Raw genomic sequence first — 16,221 nt, 5'->3', positions numbered from 1 at the left:
GGGCAAAGGGTATTAAACGGGCTCCAGGTCTTTCAGATGGGGGGCCAGGGTATGGCCGGCCAGCCCTCCGACGGGTACGGATGCACGCCGGTGTCGAGCAACCGCCTGACCCGCTGCCAGGTGGCCTCCACCTCCGCCAGCGTCAGCAGCTCGCGCAGCCTGCGCCCGAGCGAGCCCGACTCGATGTCGCGCTCGAGCTTGGCCAGCACCGCCACCGCCTCGCGGGCCAGCGGCTTGCCGCGCCACTGCCACAGGACCGTGCGGAGTTTGTCCTCCACGGAGAAGCAGACGCCGTGGTCGACGCCGTACACGTGGCCGGTGGGCAGCGGCAGCAGGTGGCCGCCCTTGCGGTCGGCGTTGTTGACCACCGCGTCGAACACCGCCATCCGCCGTACGACCGGGTTGCGGCTCTTGACCAGCCGCATGAGGTCGATCTCGCGCTCGGTGTCGATCCAGAGCTGGCACATGCCGGGGCCGAACGGCCCGTCGCGGTAGACCGTGGGCGGGACGATGCGCCAGCCGGTGGCCTGCGAGACCTCGAACGCGGCCACCTCGCGGGCTGCGAGGGTGCCGTCGGGGAAGTCCCACAGGGGGCGCTCGCCGCGTACGGGCTTGTAGACGCACGCCGCCGATCTGTCACCCAGCTTGACCGAGCAGTAGAGCGTCATGTTCGTCGCCTCGACGAGGCGGCCGGCGACCTCCAGCGTGCCGTCGCGCAGCAGCGCGAGCGCGTCCTCGTCATGCACGGACGGCGGTGGGGAGGGAGGCTTGATGGCCGGTTCGCTCTCGGGAGCGGTCATGAAGCCGCCTCACCCCCGCGATAGCCGTTGAGTCGGACGCAGACGTGACCTGCGGCGTCGAGGGGCTGCCCGCACAGGGGGCACGGCGGTCGGCCCGCCGCGACGATCTGGAGCGCTCGCTGGGTGAAGGCGCGAGCGGCGCCGGCGCTGATGCGCACGCGCAGCACCGCGGGGTCGGGCCTGTCGAGATCGTCCTCGTCGATGACCTCCTGCGCCTCGATCACCACCTGCGACTTCTCGGCATCCCAGGTCAGCGCCATGGTGCCGACGCGGAAGTCCTCCGCGACCGGCGTTTCGAGAGGAGCGTCGTCGGCCAGGTCGGCCGGGGCCAGTGCGGGCACCTGGGCGGTGCCCCCGCTGAGCCGCAGCACTTCGTCGAGCAGCTCGTCGAGCCTGCCCGCGAGCGCGGCCACCTGCAATTTCTCCAGCGCCACCGTGGTCAGTCTGCCCTCGGCCCTGGCCTGCAGAAAAAAGACCCGCGCGCCCGGCTGCCCCAGGGCACCGGCGACGAACCTCTCTGGTGGGTCGTAGTCGAAGACCGGCATAGCCTGACCTTACGTGGTTCCGGGTCCGCCGCCGACGGCGGCATCGCTCCCGGTGATGTTTTCTCCCCCGTCTTTCTCCTCCGAATCCTCAGGAAGCCGCAATTCCCCCATATCGTTGACCCTGAGAACAAAGGGACGCAAGGGGGCATAGCGAATGACGGTGAGAGCCGCCGGATCAGCTGTTATCCGCTGAAACTGATCGAGATGAAGGCCCAGAGCGTCCGCCACGATCGCCTTGATCACGTCGCCGTGACTGCAAACCAGGTAGACAGCCTTACTCCCGAGGGTTCGATTCCACTCCCTGACCGCCGCGACGGCCCGGTGCTGCATCCCGGCCAGCGACTCCCCTTCCGGAAATGTCACCGCACTCGGATGCGCCTGCACGACCTGCCACAACGGCTCCTTGGCCAGCTCGGTCAGCGGCCGCCCGGTCCACTCCCCGTAGCCGCACTCGATGAACCGGTCGTCGATCCGCACGTCCGTCTCCCGGCCTTCCGCGACCGCTTCCGCCGTTTCCCGGCAGCGTTCCAGCGGACTGGAGACAATGGCATCGAGCCTGACGCCCGCGACGCGCCCGGCGAGCGCGGCGGCCTGCGCCCTTCCCGCCTCGCTCAGATGCACCCCCGGGGTGCGGCCGGCCAGCACCGGCCCGGTGAGGTCCGTCAGCCCATGCCGGGCCAGAAGCAGCGTGGTCATCCAGCAAGTGTCGCAGGCGTCGATCACAACGTTTCATCGGCCTGGACGGTAACCTGGCGGGATCATGGAGCAGCGCTATGTCGGCCACAGCGGCCTGTCGGTGTCCCGGCTGGGGCTCGGCACGATGACCTGGGGCCGTGACACCGACGCGGACGAGGCCGCCGCCCAGCTGCGCACGTTCATGGACGCGGGCGGCACCCTGGTCGACACCGCCGACGTCTACACCGCCGGCGACGCCGAGCGGCTCCTGGGGCGGATGCTGCGCGACTCGGTGCCGCGCGCGGAGCTGGTGATCTCCACCAAGGCCGTGGTGACGCCGGCGGGCCGCCGCCCTCGCGACGCCTCCAGGCGCCACCTGATCGCCGCGGTGGACGAGTCGCTCAACCGGCTCGGGCTCGACTACGTCGACCTGTGGCAGCTGCACACCTACGACGCCGAGGTGCCCCTGGAGGAGACCCTGGCCGCGCTCGACGCCATCGTCTCCTCCGGGCGCGCCGTCTACGCGGGCGTCTGCGACTACACCGGCTGGCAGCTCGCCACCGCCGCCGTCACCCAGCGGATGATCCCCGGCCGCATCCCGATCACCTCGGCCCAGGCCGAGTACTCCCTGCTGGCCCGCGAGCCGGAGCGTGAGCTGCTGCCCGCCGCCGCGCACCTGGGGGTGGGCGTGCTGGCCTGGTCGCCGCTGGGGCGGGGGGTGCTCACGGGCAAGTACCGCACCGGCATCCCGGCCGACTCGCGCGCCGCCACCCCGCACTTCGCCGACTTCGTCCGGCCCTATCTGGACGAGCGCAGCAGGCGGGTCGTGGAGTCCGTCATGACCGCCGCCGACGGGCTCGGCGTGTCGCCCCTGGCCGTGGCCCTTTCGTGGGTGCGGGACCAGCCCTGCGTGGCCTCGGCCATCGTCGGGGCGCGTACGCACGCGCAGTTGAAGGGAGTCCTCCCCGCCGAGGACGTCGTGCTGCCGATCGAGATCCGCGAGGCCCTAGATGACGTGTCGTCGCTCGACTGACCGGCCGCGTGACCGCCGCGACCTGGAACGAGAGACCTTCTCGCGTATCACTACTCGATACCGAATCGCAACTTTACCCGGCAAACGCCTGCGTCTGACGGCCGATGTCCATAAAGATTTCCCCCGGAAGCGACGCAGGAGGGGACGGATGGGGAGCAGGACCGCGATCTCGGCTGGAGTTCTCGCGGTGGCGCTGGCGGCCGTCCCGGTGGGGGCACCGGCCGCCTCGGCCGCCGCCCAGGACTGCACGCGCGACGGGGGCCTGCTCTCGGGGGTGACCAACACGCTGTGCGACGTGGTGGAGGCCGTCACCGGCACCGTCGACACGCTGACCGGCGGCGTCACCGACCCGGTGACCGACGGCGTGGACAAGGTCAGCGACGAGGTGCTCGGCCGGGTCGGCGAGGCGGCGCCCACCGCCAGGGCCACCCCCTCCACGACCTCCCCCGTCAAACCGTCCACCACCTCGCCCACCACGCCCAGGCCGAGCAGGACGGGGCTGGTGCCGGAGACGCTCGGTGACGTGTGCCTGCCGGTGCTCGCCTGCGAGGACCAGGGCGTCGCCGTCCGGCCGACCCCGCGGTCCACGCCCTCGGCCACGGCCACGGAGGTCCGTACGGGCCGCGGCTGGGAGAGCACCGCCACGGCCCCGGCCGTGCCGCGCGCCACTCCCCCGGAGAGCCGGCCGCACACGGTCGGCACGGGCGCGCCGGTCGAGGAGGAGAAGAAGACCGCCCACGCGGAGGAGCCGCGGGTCGATCTGCTGTGGCCCAACCCGTTCGTGCACGAGCTCGCGGTGCCCATGCAGGACCAGCGGGTGGTGCGCCCCACCCCGCCCGCCTCCGACGTGCTGGGGACGGCGCTGACGATCGCGCTGCTGGGCTCGGCGGTGCTGGCCACCCGGATCGTGCAGCAGCGCCGGCAGCGCACGGAGCCCACGGAGTCGATCCCGTTCGAGCCGGCACGCGCCGGGAACGGCCGGCACCGGCTGGCGTGACACGACGTGTTGCGGCGAACACGATGAGGTCTATCGTGGTCGTTGAGCGCGCCGATGGCCCCGGTGGTGGAGGGATGAGGCCGCCGACGTGGTGGGGCGGCGTACTCGGGTGAGGAGCCGCCATGTCAGCCCTGGAGCACCCTTCGCCGGACCACCACGGACGGCGTGACGCGGGGCCGGGAGCGGGCGACGGGTTCCTGCGGCTGGCGAAGGCGGCGGCCGAGCGGGCCGCACGGGCCGCGGAGCGGGCCCGGCGGGCGGGCATCCGGCTGCAGCGCCTGCGGGCCGGCCTGCCGCCTGCCCGCCGCGGCTCGCTCGGCCCCGTTCCGGTGCCGCTGCGGGCCGCGCTCGATCACTCCGTGACCTACCAGGTCCTGATCGCCGTGCATGAACGGGCCGCCCGCCAGTTCGAGGCGTGCGTGGCACGCGGCTTCGGCGACGTCGCTCACCACGCGGAACGTGCCGCCTGGCACAGGGCCGCCGCCGGGCGGGCCCGCGAGGCCAGAGCCGCCTGGGCGGCCTCGTACCGTCCGGCCGGGCCCTCCTGCTGATCTCCGGCTTCCACCGGATGGACGCCGCTCCCGAGGGCAGGTGAAAGTCGCCCCCATCCATGCCGAGACAGTGAGACGATCAGGGGTCGTGGCGGAAGGCGAGGAAGTTCCGGACTTCCGACGCGCCTGGGCGGTCATCGCCCTGAGCGGAAGCCTCGACGACGCCACCGTGGATCAGGTCGAGCAGGAGATCCTGCACCTGGGCGACCCCGGTGCGCGGCTGATCGTCGACGTGAGCGAGCTGAACGTCCTCGACGACTTCGGGGTGGACATGCTGGTGCTGCTGGCTCACCACATGCGGCGGCGCGGCGGCCTGATGGCGCTGGCAGACCGGCGCGGACATGTCAGGCGGATGCTGGAGGACAGCGGCCTGGAGGCCCTGCTCCCACTGTTCGGCACCGTGACCGAGGCCATGCACGGCCTGGAGGACGAGCCCCCCATCTGACCCCTCCGCTCCGGGACGGCCCGGCAGTGGACACGAGCGGTGGACACGAGCGGTGGACACGGCCAAGCACGCCGACGGCCCACGTTTCGCACGTAACGATGCCCGGCCCCGTGAACCGGAGGAGCGTTCCCCTGGACAGGGGCCGGCCATGTACGGCGGATGGCGTGCCGTCGGCTGTGCCGTAAAAGATGAACCTGAAATCGTCGGTCAGGCGCCGATCGCGTGGGCGCCGCCGTCTACGTGGAGGATCTCGCCGGTGGTGGCCGGGAACCAGTCGGACATCAGGGCCACGCAGGCCCGGGCCGTCGGCAGCGTGTCGGCCAGGTCCCAGCCCAGCGGGGCCCGCTCCGGCCAGCTGTCCTCGAACTCCTTGAAGCCCGGGATCGACTTGGCCGCCATCGTGCGCAGCGGCCCCGCCGCCACCAGGTTGACGCGGATGTTGTGCTTGCCCAGGTCGCGGGCCAGGTAGCGGTTGCAGGACTCCAGGCCGGCCTTGGCGACGCCCATCCAGTCGTAGACGGGCCACGCCTTGGAGGCGTCGAAGTCGAGGCCGACGACCGCGCCGCCCTCCTTCATGAGCGGCAGGCAGGCCACCGCCAGAGACTTGTACGAGAACGTCGACACCTGCAGCGCCGTGGCGACGTCCTCCCAGGAGGTGTTGAGGAAGTTGCCGCCCAGGGCGCTCTGCGGGGCGAAGCCGATCGAGTGGACGACGCCGTCGAGGCCGTCGACGTGCTCGCCGACGCGGGCGGCGAGGGTGTCGAGGTGCTCGTTGTTCTGGACGTCGAGCTCCAGGACCGGCGCCGGGGTGGGCAGGCGCTTGGCGATGCGCTCCACCAGGCTGAGGCGGCCGAAGCCGGTCAGGACGACGGTGGCGCCCTCCTTCTGGGCCAGCTTGGCCACCGCGAAAGCGATGGAGGAGTCCGTCAGGACACCGGTCACGAGGATCCGCTTGCCTTCGAGAATGCCCATGTCAGTGCCCCATTCCGAGTCCGCCGTCGACGGGGATCACGGCCCCGGTGATGTAGGAGGCGTCGTCGCTCGACAGGAAGCGCACGACGCGCGCGATCTCCTCGGGGGCCGCCTGCCGCCCGAGGGGGATGTTGGCCACGATGGCCTCCTGGTCGAGCTCGGCCGTCATGTCGGTGGCGACGAAGCCGGGCGAGACGACGTTGACCGTGATGTTGCGCGAGCCGTACTCGCGGGCCAGGGAGCGGGCGAAGCCCACCAGGCCGGCCTTGGAGGCGGCGTAGTTGGCCTGGCCGGCCTGTCCGGACAGGCCGACGACGGAGGAGATGAGGATGATCCGGCCGCGCTTGAGCCGCATCATGGGCCTGATGGCCCGCTTGGCGACGCGGTAGGCGCCGGTGAGGTTGGCGTCGATGACGTCGGTGAAGGTCTCCTCCTTCATCATCGCCAGCAGGGTGTCCTTGGTGATGCCGGCGTTGGAGACCAGGACCTCGACCGGGCCGTGCTCGGCCTCGACCTTGTCGAAGGCGGCCTCGACGTCGGCGGTGCTGGTGACGTCGCAGCGCACGCCGAACAGGCCCTCGGGCGGCTCCCCCGATCGGTAGGTGACCGCGACGGCGTCGCCTGCCGCGGCGAGTTCACGGGCGATCGCGAGGCCTATGCCGCGATTGCCCCCGGTGACGAGTACAGAGCGTGCCATGAGACCTGACGCTATCTCGTACCGGCGGGTTTCGGCTTGTCCGGGTGGTACAAGATCACAGGGTTAGGATCGTGGACATGCGCCAGATCGACCCCGATTTCCTGGAGCTGCCGCTGCGGCAGCTCGCGGACGCCGCCCTGCAACGCGCGCGCGAGCTCGGCGCGCAACACGCCGACTTCCGGCTCGAACGCGTCAGATCTGAGGCGCTGAGCCTCTACGACACCCGCCTCGAAGGCGCCGTGGACGCCGACGACCTGGGCTACGCCGTCCGGGTCGTCAAGGACGGCACCTGGGGGTTCGCCGCCGGCATCCACCTGACGCCCGAGGCCGCCGCCGTGGTGGCCGAGCAGGCGGTGCGGGTGGCGGAGGTGAGCGCCCCGATCAACAGGGAGCCCATCGAGCTGGCCGCCGAGCCGGTGCACGCCGGCGCCGTGTGGGTGTCGGCGTACGACGTGGACCCGTTCGAGGTGCCCGCGGCCGACAAGGTGGGGCTGCTGGCGGAGTGGTCGGCCGGGCTGCTCAAGGGCGCCGACCACGTGTCGGCACGGCTGCTGCAGGTCAAGGAGCAGAAGTTCTACGCCGACACGGCCGGCACGGTGACCACGCAGCAGCGGGTCCGGGTGCATCCGAAGCTCAACGCGATGAAGGCGGCGGAGGGCGGCTTCGACGACATGTCGACGATCGCGCCGCCGGTCGGCCGCGGCTACGAGTACCTGACCGGCACGGGCTGGGACTGGCAGGGCGAGCTGACCAGGCTGCCGGAGCTGCTGGCGGAGAAGCTGGCCGCGCCGTCGGTCGAGGCGGGCGACTACGACCTGGTGATCGACCGGTCCAACCTGTGGCTGACGATCCACGAGTCGATCGGCCACGCCACCGAGCTGGACCGGGCGCTGGGCTACGAGGCGGCGTACGCGGGCACCAGCTTCGCCACGTTCGACCAGCTCGGGGAGCTGGTCTACGGCTCGCCGGTGATGAACGTGACGGGCGACCGCACCGTCACCCACGGCCTGGCCACGATCGGGTACGACGACGAGGGCGTGCGCGGCCAGAGCTTCGACATCGTCAGGGACGGCATCCTGGTGGGCTACCAGCTCGACCGGCGGATGGCGCTGATGAAGGGGCTGGGGCGGTCCAACGGGTGCGCGTTCGCCGACTCGCCCGGCCACATGCCGATCCAGCGCATGGCGAACGTGTCGCTGGCGGCGGCGCCCGGCGGGCCCTCGACGGAGGAGCTGATCGCGGGCGTGGAGCGCGGCCTCTACATCGTGGGTGACAAGAGCTGGTCGATCGACATGCAACGTTACAATTTCCAGTTCACCGGCCAGCGGGCCTACAGGATCTCCCGCGGGAAGCTGGACGGGCAGGTCAGGGACTTCGCCTACCAGGCGACCACGACGGACTTCTGGCAGTCGATGGAGGCGGTCGGCGGACCGGAGACGTACGTGCTGGGCGGCGCCTTCAACTGCGGCAAGGGGCAGCCCGGGCAGGTCGCGCCGGTCAGCCACGGGTGCCCGTCGGCGCTGTTCAGGGGCGTGCGGATCCTCAACACCGTGCAGGAGGGCGGGAAGTGACTACTCCTCAGGAGATGGTGGAGAGGGCTCTGGGGCTCTCCCGCAACGACGGCTGCGTGGTGCTCGTGGACGAGGACTCCACGGCGAACCTGCGGTTCGCGGGCAACACGCTGACCACGAACGGCGTCGCCCGCTCCGCCCGGCTGACCGTGATCTCGATCGCGGGGCAGGGCGTGGGGGTGGTGTCGCGGACGGCCGTACGCGCCGACCAGCTCGCCGACGTGGTGGCGGCGGCCGAAGCGGCGGCCCGCGACGCGCAGCCCGCCGAGGACGCCCGCGCGCTCGTCGAGGCGGGCCCCGCCTCGGTGCACTGGGGCGATGAGGTGCGGCCGACCGACATCGGGGTGTTCGAGGGGTTCGCGCCGGCGCTGGGCGAGGCGTTCGCGGCGGCGGAGGCGGGCGGCAGGAAGCTGTACGGGTTCGCGGAGCACTCGCTGACCTCGACGTTCCTCGGCACGTCCACGGGCGTGCGGCTGCGGCACGACCAGCCGACCGGCCGGCTGGAGCTGAACGCCAAGTCCGGCGACCTGAAGCGGTCCGCGTGGACGGGCGTGGCCACGCGCGACTTCACCGACGTGGACGTGGCGGCGCTCGGCTCCTCGCTGGCGCAGCGGCTGGAGTGGGCCAAGACGCGGGTGGACCTGCCGGCGGGCCGGTACGAGACGCTGCTGCCGCCGAGCGCGGTGGCCGACCTGATGATCTACATGTTCTGGTCGTCGGGGGCGCGGAACGCGCTCGACGGGCGCTCGGTGTTCGCCAGGCCGGGCGGGGGCACCCGCGTGGGCGAGCAGCTCGCCACGCTGCCCGTCACGCTGTCGAGCGATCCGGGGGCGGCGGGCGTCGCGTGCGCGCCGTTCGTGACCGCGCACGCCTCCAGCAGGGACAGCTCGGTGTTCGACAACGGGCTGCCGCTGGGGCGGACCGACTGGATCAGGGACGGGCGGCTGGAGGCGCTGCTGCAGACCCGCTACTCGGCCGAGCTGAGCGGGCTGCCGGTGACGCCCGGCGTCGACAACCTCATCATGACCGGGCCGGCGGGCGGGCCCGCGCCCTCGCTGGAGGAGATGATCGCCTCCACGCGGCGGGGGCTGCTGGTGACCTGCCTGTGGTACATCCGCGAGGTGGACCCGCAGACGCTGCTGCTGACGGGGCTGACCCGCGACGGGGTGTACCTGGTGGAGCACGGCGAGGTCGTGGGCGAGGTGAACAACTTCCGGTTCAACGAGAGCCCGGTCGACCTGCTGGGGCGGCTGGCGGAGGTGGGCGGGAGCGGGCAGACGCTGCCGCGCGAGTGGAACGACTACTTCCAGCGGACGATCATGCCGGCGGTGCGGGTGCCGGACTTCAACATGTCCACGGTGAGCCAGGCGAGCTGACCCGCCCGGCTGTGCGCCGTTCTCCGGGCTCGCGGGCCCTCAGGGGTCAGCGGGGGCCCAGGAGGGCGGCCAGGGCGTGGCTGAGGGACTCTCCGAGCGTCTTGGCGCACGCCTCGTAGCCCTCCGGCGGGCCGCCGTACGGGTCGTACACCTCCAGCGGGCGCCGCCCGGCGCGGCGCTCGGCCGCCGACCGGACGATCGCCCTGGCCCGATCCACCGTGTCGGAGCGGTAGCGGCGCTGGCCCGCGCCCGCCGCCAGCTGGGCGAACTCGGGCAGCGTGAACGTCTTGGCCGCCGCCCGCGGGTCGAGGTGGACGGCGACGGCGCGGTGCCCGTCCTCCATGGTGAGCAGCAGGTCGGACGAGGCGACCAGGCCGGGGTCCAGCAGCCTGGCGCGGTGGGCCCTGCCGTTCAGGCCGAGCCGGTCGAGGGCGGTGATCGCGTGCGGGGCCATGGGGTGGCCGGCCATCGCCGCGACCCCCGCGCTGCCCGTGACCACGGGCAGGGCCGCGGAGTGGAGCATCGCCTGGGCGATCACCTCGGCCATGGCGGAGCGGCAGATGTTGGCCGTGCAGACCAGCAGGAGGCGGAACTCACCTCGTCCGGGTGCCGCGTCGCTCGCGGCGGGAGGAATGGCCATCGTCTGCGCTCCCCGTGGGTCAAGCCCAATCTAACCGCTCAGGAGCCGGTGGGTGCGGCGCTCGCCGCACCCCGGCGGCCTCAGGAGTCCTCGAGGCGGAAGCCCACCTTCATGCCGACCTGGTAGTGCGCGATCTCCCCCGCGTCGATGTGCCCGCGAACCTCCGTCACCTCGAACCAGTCGAGGTGCCGCAGCGTCTGCGAGGCCCTCCTGATGCCGTTGCGGATGGCCTGGTCGACGCTCTCCCCTGAGGTGCCGACGATCTCGGTGACCCGGTACGTGCGATCCGTCATCTCCACATCCTCCTTACTCGAAGGCCATGATCGCATGACCCCCGCACCCGCGCCGGGCTGCCGTCGCCACCGCGTCCCCCTGGGGCTACCTTGGAAGGTATGAAGGGGTGGCGCAGGAAACCAGCCGTCCACCAGGTCACCGACGCCCGGCCGTCGCTGACCGCGGACATCCGTAAGCGTGAGATCAGCTACCTCATCAAGATGGGGATCCGCACGATCTGCCTGATCCTGGCGGTCGTGGTGCCGGTGCCGTGGCCGTACCGGCTGCTGTTCATCGCTGCCGCGGTCTTTTTGCCATACATAGCGGTAATCGGGGCCAATGAGAGGTCCAACGATGCCCCTCCGCCTACCTTTCAGTCCCCTGAGGCTAACCAAACCGAGATACCGCTGCATCGACGCGAGATCGGGTCGTGACTAAGTCTTGACGCATCCCACGGGTTGTAGGTGTACGCTTTAGCCAAGCGCTCCGGTCCCCCGTCGGAGTGCTGGTGCCGGCGTTCCGGGCCCCCGTCGGAACGCCGATGAAGCGACGCCGGGTGGTTTGCCCCCGTAACCACCCGGCGTCGCCCTTTTCCCGGCCACTTTCGATCAGTGTGCGCCGCCCCCTCAGTTGGATAGGGCGGCTTTCCCGAAATCGTTTACACTCGGCCCCGACTCGTTATTCACAGGTAATCTTCAGGTTGGGCGAGCTTGACTTCAAGAGTTCGTTCGAGTGTCAGCCGTCTGTCAGCGTCTCAGTGGTCGCTTCCGCCCAGTTTTTCGCCAATGTGGTCAGGCGTGCCACGGCGTCCTCGGGCGCGGTGCCTGCCCCCTGGGCGAGGCCGAGTAGGTACGCCGTCAGCGGCGCGGCCGGCCTGGCGACGCCGTGGGCGACCTCCTTGGTCAGGTCGAGGATCTGGTCGCGGTCCACGGTCGCCGGGTCGATCCCCAGCTCCTTGCAGGCCAGCGCGGTCCATTCGTTGAGCACGTGCATGCGAGCCTCCTCCAGGTGATGCGTGGTCGTCTGTCGTGGCGGGATCACGGACGCCCGGGCGCGGCGTCCACCGCCTGGCCTACCCGGAACGAGCGGGTGAATCTCCCCGGGCCCGTCGAAGGGGCCCGTCGGAAGGGCCCGTCGGAGGGGCCCGTCAGCGGGGCCTCTCAGCCGCCGATGGCGGACATGGGGCGGGACGGCTGCAGGAACGCCGGGTCGTCGATGCCGTGGCCCGCCCGCTTGCGGGACACCGCCGCCATCCACCGCGCGGCCAGCTCCTCGTCGGAGGCGCCGTCGCGCATCGGCGTCTTCAGGTCGGACTCCTCGGTGGCGAACAGGCAGTTGCGGATCTGGCCGTCGGCGGTCAGCCTGACCCGATCGCACGCGCCGCAGAACGGCCGCGTCACCGAGCCGATCACCCCGACCCTGGCGGGGCCGCCGTCCACGAGGAACCGCTCGGCCGGGGCGCTGCCGCGCTCCTCCAGGTCGTCGGGGGTCAGGTCGAAGGAGGCCGACAGGAGCTTGAGGATCTCGTCGGCGGTGACCATGTCCTCACGGCTCCAGCCGTGCTGTGCGTCGAGCGGCATCTGCTCGATGAAGCGCAGCTCGTACCCCTGCTCCAGGCACCAGCGCAGCAGCGGGACGGCCTCGTGGTCGTTGACGCCGCGCATCAGCACGGCGTTCACCTTGACGGGGCGCAGGCCCGCGGCGTCGGCGGCGGCCAGCCCGGCGATCACGTCGGCATGCCTGTCGCGGTGCGCGAGCCGCTTGAACGTGGCGGGGTCGAGGGTGTCGAGGGAGACGTTCACCCGGTGCAGCCCCGCGGCGGCGAGCGGCTCCGCGAGGCGGGCCAGGCCGATGCCGTTCGTGGTCAGGGAGATCTGGGGCTCGGGGGTCAGCGTGGTGGTGCGGCCGACGATGTCGACCAGCTCGCGCCTGAGCAGGGGCTCGCCGCCGGTGTAGCGCACCTCGGTGATGCCCAGGCGCTCGACGCCGATCGTCACCAGGCGGACGATCTCGTCGGCCGTCAGGAGCTTGGCGCTCGGCAGCCAGTCGAGCCCCTCGGGCGGCATGCAGTACGTACAGCGCAGATTGCACTTGTCCGTGAGGGACACCCGCAGATCCGTCGCCACCCGTCCGAACGAGTCTCGCAACATGGGGCGTCACCTCCTGTTCGCACACCCAGAGGGCCAGACTACGACGGGTGTCGGCCGGCCCCCAAAATCCGCCACTTCACCGCACGACAACACATTCTTCCCTAGATCGATTCCGGGTCCGCGTCCGGAGGGGGCGTCAGGGCGGGCGTGTCGCCGGGGTCAGGAGGAGGCGTACCAGGCGTCGCGGGCGCGCATGAGCTCGGACAGGTGCTTGCGGGACCACTCGCAGCCCGCGTTCATCGGCTCGATGAGGCTGCGGCCGAGCTCGGTGAGCTCGTACTCGACGCGCGGCGGGATCTCGTCGTAGGCGGTGCGGGTGAGCAGGCCGTCGCGCTCCATGGCGCGCAGGGACTCGGTGAGCACCTTGGGGGTGATGCCGCGCAGCGGGGTCTGGAGCTCGGTGAAGCGGCGCGGCCCCGGCTCCAGGCAGCGGATGATCTTGGCGGTCCATTTGTCGCCGATGCGGATCGGCGCGGCGACCGGCGGGCAGCCGGTGAACAGGTCCGGATCGAGAGGCTCGGCCATCCCGCCAGCGTAGGTGACTATCGTTGCGGAAAGCGACGTCCCGCCCTCTACCGTCTGCGCAGGGCGGCCGGAAGGACCGGCCGCCGGTCTGCGCAGTGGTGGAGGCAGCGGTGAGCAGGATCGTGGTGTTCGGGGCCGGCGGGCGGGCCGGGGTGCGGGTGGTCGCGGAGGCGGCCGGGCGCGGGCACGAGGTGACGGCCGTGGTGCGGGATCCCGGCAGGTACCCGCAACTGGGCGGCGCGCGGGTGAAGGTGGTCGCGGGGGACGTCACCGACGGCGGCAGCGTGGCCTCGGTGGCGGCGGGGCACGACGTGGCGCTTCAGGTGTCGGCGCGGCTGGACGTGCCGTCGGAGGAGTTCTACACCGCCGCCACGCGGGCGCTGGTGGACGGGCTGGGGCGGGCGGGAGTGCCGCGGCTGGTGGCGCTCGGCATCGGGAGCCTGCTGGAGGTCTCGCCCGGCGTGCGGCTCGCCGACACTCCCGGGTTCCCCGCCGACGCGCGGGCGTTCTCGATGGGGCACGCGGCCGAGCTGGAGCTGCTGGAGGCGTCGGCGCTCGACTGGGTGGTGATCGCGCCGCCGCCCGTCTTCCTGGACGCGGAGGCCGCCAGGACGGGACGGTACCGGTTCGGGGACGGGCGGGTGCCGGAGGCGAGGGAGGGGGATCCGGTGTTCTCGTACGCGGACCTGGCCGTGGCGCTCGTGGACGAGGCGGAGACCGCCGCGCACCGGCGGGTCCAGGTGGCCGTCTCCTACTGATCGCCTCGCCCCGGCATGGCGGACGCCCGGCCGGTCCGGCCGGGCGTCCGAGGTGTCAACGCGTCAGTGACGGCCGACGACCTTCACCCAGTCCTTGCCCTCCGAGGGGGCCAGGTGCCTGCTGCCCTCGAAGACGGCGCGCCACGTGCCCGACTCCCGGGCGGGCACGCGCAGGCCGAAGTAGCCCTTGCCGCTGGTGCGGACGGTGTCCACGTGCTCCCAGCGGCCGCTGCGGTCCGCCTGGAAGAGGATCACGATCCGCTTGTACGCCAGGCGGTGCCAGCGCTCCTGCTTCTTGCAGTAGTCGGCGTGGTGCACCGAGACGAAACCGCTGATGTAGTCCTCGTCGCACTGCACGGAGAGCTTGCCCTCGATGTCGAGGGGCTTGCCCCGCCAGGCGGGCTCGGGGTTCACGTCGAGCTTGAGGCTGGTGTAGCCGCCGGCGACATCCGGGTCGAGGCCCGGGTCGTCCGCGAGCGCGGGCGAGGCGGCGGTGGCCACCACGGTCGCGCCCAGGGCCGCAGCCGCCAGGCCGGCGGCTAGACGTCGCATCTTCAAAACAGAAATCCTTCCCCGTCCGAAAGGACGCGCCCAAGCGGGCACGTCAAATGCCAATGACGCGTAAGGGTAAGGAAAAGTTGCGACAAAGTTGATCACAGTTCGGCAACGGCGGGCGGCTGAAGCGTTTGGCGCGATTGCCTTATGTGGCTTATTGCGCTATTTGTCGTGATTTTGAGAGATCTGATGCGTAGTGCCCGGTTCCGGGATAGCGAACGCGCCAGTGGCCGTCCGTACGTCCCTGGACCGTGCCGACGAACGCGCCGGCCGCGTCCGTCGTCACCTGGCCCACCGCCTGCCATTCCGAGGACGCGTCGGGGCGCCAGAGGAGCTCCAGGCGCTGCTTGGCGAACGGGCCGTAGTCCGTGAGGCCGCGCGGGTCCACGCGGGTCAGCGAGCCGCGCAGCCGTACGCCGTCCGCGCGGGCCGCCTTCTCGGCCCGTACGGCGGTCAGCCTGGTCTCGCGCTTGAGCTCGAACGACGCGTACTGGGTGATCGTCCGGCCGTTCGCGCCCTTGGCGGTGGCGGTGATCGTCCAGGTGCCCGCCGGGTAGAAGCGGTTCAGTTTCTTGTCCGGCAGGAAGCGCCAGGTCTGCCAGTCGTCCGTCATCCGCGCCGCTCCCCCGGCGGCGGCCAGGGGGGATCCCTGGGCCAGGCGCCACACCAGGCGGGGAGGGAGCAGCGGGCGGTTCGCGCCGGTGACGCCGTCCTTGGGAGCGACGGGCTCGGCGGCCGGGGCGGGCTGCGGGCCGGGCAGGGCCGGGTAGCGGTCCTCCAGGGGTTCGGTGCCGGGTGGCAGGGCCTGCTCCGCGTCGTCCTGAGGCGCCGTGCCGTGGTGAGGTGCTGTGCCGGCGGCGGGGCTGGGCGCGGGTCCCGCGACGCCGGCGGGTGACGCCGCCGGCACCTGCGCCGACGCGTGTGCCGGCGACTGTGCCGACGACTGTGCCGATGCGTGTGCCGATGCGTGTGCCGGGTTGAGGGCCGGGGATTGGGCTGCCGGCGCCTTGCCGGGCATCACGGCCGGGCCTTGCGCGGGTAGCAGGTCGAGCGCCTTGCCCGGCTGCTGGGCGGGCGCCAGGGCCCCGTGGTCCGGCTGGGCGTGCGCCTTGCCGGGCTGCTGCGCGGGCGCCTGGACCGGCGCCTTGCCGGGCTGCTGGGCGGGCGCCTGATCCGGGGCCTGGACCGGCGCCTGGATCGGGTCCTGGGCCGGGGCTTGGGCGGGCGGCTGCGCGGGTGCGTGGCCGGGTTGCTGGGCGGGCTGCTGGCCGGGCTGAGCGGGTTGCTGGGCGGGTGGGTGAGCGGGCGGGTGGGCGGGTGGGTGGGCGGGTGAGCCCGCCGGTGGGGCCACCGCGATGGGGCGGGGCTCCGGAGCATGGGCGGGCGGGGCGCCTGGCTCGACCTTGACGGTCACACCGTCCTTGCCGCGCACCACCCCCCTGGCGATCACATCGATCACCAGGCGGACGGACCCCTGCGCCCCCACCACGGGAGCCGCTGGACGTACGGTGATGGCGCGGATGGCGGGCTCGATCGCGGCGGAGGCAGCAGGTGCGGGCACCGTGAGCGCCCCCGCCGCGAGCGAGACGAGAAGAACACTTCTGGTCATGATCGAGACGGTAGGAACCGTCCGGTAATGGACATGACCACAACACACG

Annotated in this window: 20 protein-coding genes; 8 read left to right on the top strand and 12 right to left on the bottom strand. The window is 71.9% G+C overall.

Translation table 11 applies throughout. The features are described from left to right. Window positions 1-32: 32 nt before the first annotated feature. The 3 genes from HD593_RS19490 to HD593_RS19480 are packed head-to-tail and all read right to left on the bottom strand — an operon-like array spanning window position 33 to window position 2,041. Window positions 33-800, bottom strand: a complete 768-nt coding sequence (locus HD593_RS19490; protein ID WP_185103497.1) for an SCO1664 family protein — start codon at window positions 798-800, stop codon at window positions 33-35. Next, window positions 797-1,345 carry a DUF3090 domain-containing protein gene (locus HD593_RS19485; RefSeq protein WP_185103496.1) on the bottom strand — a complete coding sequence of 183 codons (549 nt, stop codon included), beginning with the start codon at window positions 1,343-1,345 and terminating at the stop codon, window positions 797-799. Before HD593_RS19485 ends, HD593_RS19490 begins: the two co-directional genes overlap by 4 nt. Before the next feature lie 9 nt (window positions 1,346-1,354). Continuing rightward, a complete protein-coding gene (locus tag HD593_RS19480; RefSeq protein ID WP_185103495.1) occupies window positions 1,355-2,041 on the bottom strand; it encodes an MSMEG_4193 family putative phosphomutase in 687 nt (228 codons plus the stop codon). A gap of 64 nt (window positions 2,042-2,105) precedes the next feature. Here HD593_RS19480 and HD593_RS19475 point away from each other — a divergent pair, with 64 nt between their 5' ends. The 4 genes from HD593_RS19475 to HD593_RS19460 all read left to right on the top strand — a co-directional run bounded on the left by HD593_RS19475 (window position 2,106) and on the right by HD593_RS19460 (window position 5,046). Further along, the gene (locus HD593_RS19475) at window positions 2,106-3,053 is read left to right on the top strand and encodes an aldo/keto reductase (RefSeq protein WP_185103494.1); all 948 of its coding nucleotides are present in this window, start codon (window positions 2,106-2,108) and stop codon (window positions 3,051-3,053) included. A gap of 148 nt (window positions 3,054-3,201) precedes the next feature. Further along, the gene (locus tag HD593_RS19470; RefSeq protein ID WP_185103493.1) at window positions 3,202-4,050 is read left to right on the top strand and encodes a hypothetical protein; all 849 of its coding nucleotides are present in this window, start codon (window positions 3,202-3,204) and stop codon (window positions 4,048-4,050) included. A 122-nt stretch (window positions 4,051-4,172) separates the two neighbouring features. Next, window positions 4,173-4,601: a hypothetical protein gene (locus HD593_RS19465; protein WP_185103492.1), complete on the top strand. Its 429-nt coding sequence runs from the start codon at window positions 4,173-4,175 to the stop codon at window positions 4,599-4,601. 88 nt (window positions 4,602-4,689) lie between these two features. After that, window positions 4,690-5,046, top strand: coding sequence for an STAS domain-containing protein (locus HD593_RS19460; protein ID WP_185103491.1), 357 nt, complete (start codon window positions 4,690-4,692; stop codon window positions 5,044-5,046). Window positions 5,047-5,253: 207 nt separating this feature from the next. On the opposite strand, the gene fabI is transcribed toward HD593_RS19460, so the two are convergent. Both fabI and HD593_RS19450 read right to left on the bottom strand, forming a co-directional pair. Beyond that, window positions 5,254-6,018 (bottom strand): enoyl-ACP reductase FabI, encoded by a 765-nt coding sequence (gene fabI / locus HD593_RS19455; RefSeq protein WP_185103490.1) that lies wholly within the window; start codon window positions 6,016-6,018, stop codon window positions 5,254-5,256. Between the two features lies 1 nt (window position 6,019). Continuing rightward, window positions 6,020-6,715 (bottom strand): beta-ketoacyl-ACP reductase, encoded by a 696-nt coding sequence (locus tag HD593_RS19450; RefSeq protein ID WP_185103489.1) that lies wholly within the window; start codon window positions 6,713-6,715, stop codon window positions 6,020-6,022. Between the two features lie 77 nt (window positions 6,716-6,792). On the opposite strand from HD593_RS19450, the gene HD593_RS19445 reads away from it, so the two are divergent. Both HD593_RS19445 and HD593_RS19440 read left to right on the top strand, forming a co-directional pair. Next, entirely contained in the window at window positions 6,793-8,286 is a 1,494-nt protein-coding gene (locus HD593_RS19445) for a TldD/PmbA family protein (protein WP_185103488.1), read from the top strand. A gap of 14 nt (window positions 8,287-8,300) precedes the next feature. Beyond that, the gene (locus tag HD593_RS19440; protein ID WP_185111970.1) at window positions 8,301-9,662 is read left to right on the top strand and encodes a metallopeptidase TldD-related protein; all 1,362 of its coding nucleotides are present in this window, start codon (window positions 8,301-8,303) and stop codon (window positions 9,660-9,662) included. Window positions 9,663-9,708: 46 nt separating this feature from the next. On the opposite strand, the gene HD593_RS19435 is transcribed toward HD593_RS19440, so the two are convergent. Beyond that, window positions 9,709-10,302, bottom strand: coding sequence for an arsenate reductase/protein-tyrosine-phosphatase family protein (locus HD593_RS19435; protein WP_185103487.1), 594 nt, complete (start codon window positions 10,300-10,302; stop codon window positions 9,709-9,711). Window positions 10,303-10,382: 80 nt separating this feature from the next. Further along, window positions 10,383-10,595: a dodecin gene (locus HD593_RS19430; RefSeq protein ID WP_185103486.1), complete on the bottom strand. Its 213-nt coding sequence runs from the start codon at window positions 10,593-10,595 to the stop codon at window positions 10,383-10,385. 99 nt (window positions 10,596-10,694) lie between these two features. Between HD593_RS19430 and HD593_RS19425 the strand changes: the two genes are divergently transcribed. Further along, window positions 10,695-11,009, top strand: coding sequence for a DUF3099 domain-containing protein (locus HD593_RS19425; RefSeq protein ID WP_185103485.1), 315 nt, complete (start codon window positions 10,695-10,697; stop codon window positions 11,007-11,009). 301 nt (window positions 11,010-11,310) lie between these two features. Here the strand turns inward: HD593_RS19425 and HD593_RS19420 are convergent, their stop codons facing one another. From HD593_RS19420 to HD593_RS19410, 3 genes are all read right to left on the bottom strand, one after another. Next, entirely contained in the window at window positions 11,311-11,568 is a 258-nt protein-coding gene (locus HD593_RS19420) for a DUF6457 domain-containing protein (protein WP_185103484.1), read from the bottom strand. Between the two features lie 167 nt (window positions 11,569-11,735). Beyond that, window positions 11,736-12,725 carry a GTP 3',8-cyclase MoaA gene (moaA, locus tag HD593_RS19415; protein ID WP_185103483.1) on the bottom strand — a complete coding sequence of 330 codons (990 nt, stop codon included), beginning with the start codon at window positions 12,723-12,725 and terminating at the stop codon, window positions 11,736-11,738. Between the two features lie 159 nt (window positions 12,726-12,884). After that, on the bottom strand, window positions 12,885-13,250 hold the full coding sequence (locus HD593_RS19410; protein WP_185103482.1) for a winged helix-turn-helix transcriptional regulator: 366 nt from the start codon (window positions 13,248-13,250) through the stop codon (window positions 12,885-12,887). 110 nt (window positions 13,251-13,360) lie between these two features. Between HD593_RS19410 and HD593_RS19405 the strand changes: the two genes are divergently transcribed. Then, the gene (locus tag HD593_RS19405; RefSeq protein WP_185103481.1) at window positions 13,361-14,008 is read left to right on the top strand and encodes an NAD(P)-dependent oxidoreductase; all 648 of its coding nucleotides are present in this window, start codon (window positions 13,361-13,363) and stop codon (window positions 14,006-14,008) included. Between the two features lie 63 nt (window positions 14,009-14,071). Here HD593_RS19405 and HD593_RS19400 read toward each other — a convergent pair whose 3' ends face one another. Both HD593_RS19400 and HD593_RS19395 read right to left on the bottom strand, forming a co-directional pair. Next, entirely contained in the window at window positions 14,072-14,560 is a 489-nt protein-coding gene (locus HD593_RS19400) for a hypothetical protein (protein ID WP_185103480.1), read from the bottom strand. Between the two features lie 157 nt (window positions 14,561-14,717). Then, entirely contained in the window at window positions 14,718-16,172 is a 1,455-nt protein-coding gene (locus HD593_RS19395; RefSeq protein ID WP_185103479.1) for a hypothetical protein, read from the bottom strand. Window positions 16,173-16,221 lie beyond the last annotated feature (49 nt).

This window comes from Nonomuraea rubra, from assembly GCF_014207985.1.
Taxonomy (GTDB): Bacteria; Actinomycetota; Actinomycetes; order Streptosporangiales; family Streptosporangiaceae; genus Nonomuraea; species Nonomuraea rubra.
The sequence above is the reverse complement of the archived record's forward strand: the minus strand, read 5'-3'. Positions and strand labels throughout refer to the sequence as shown.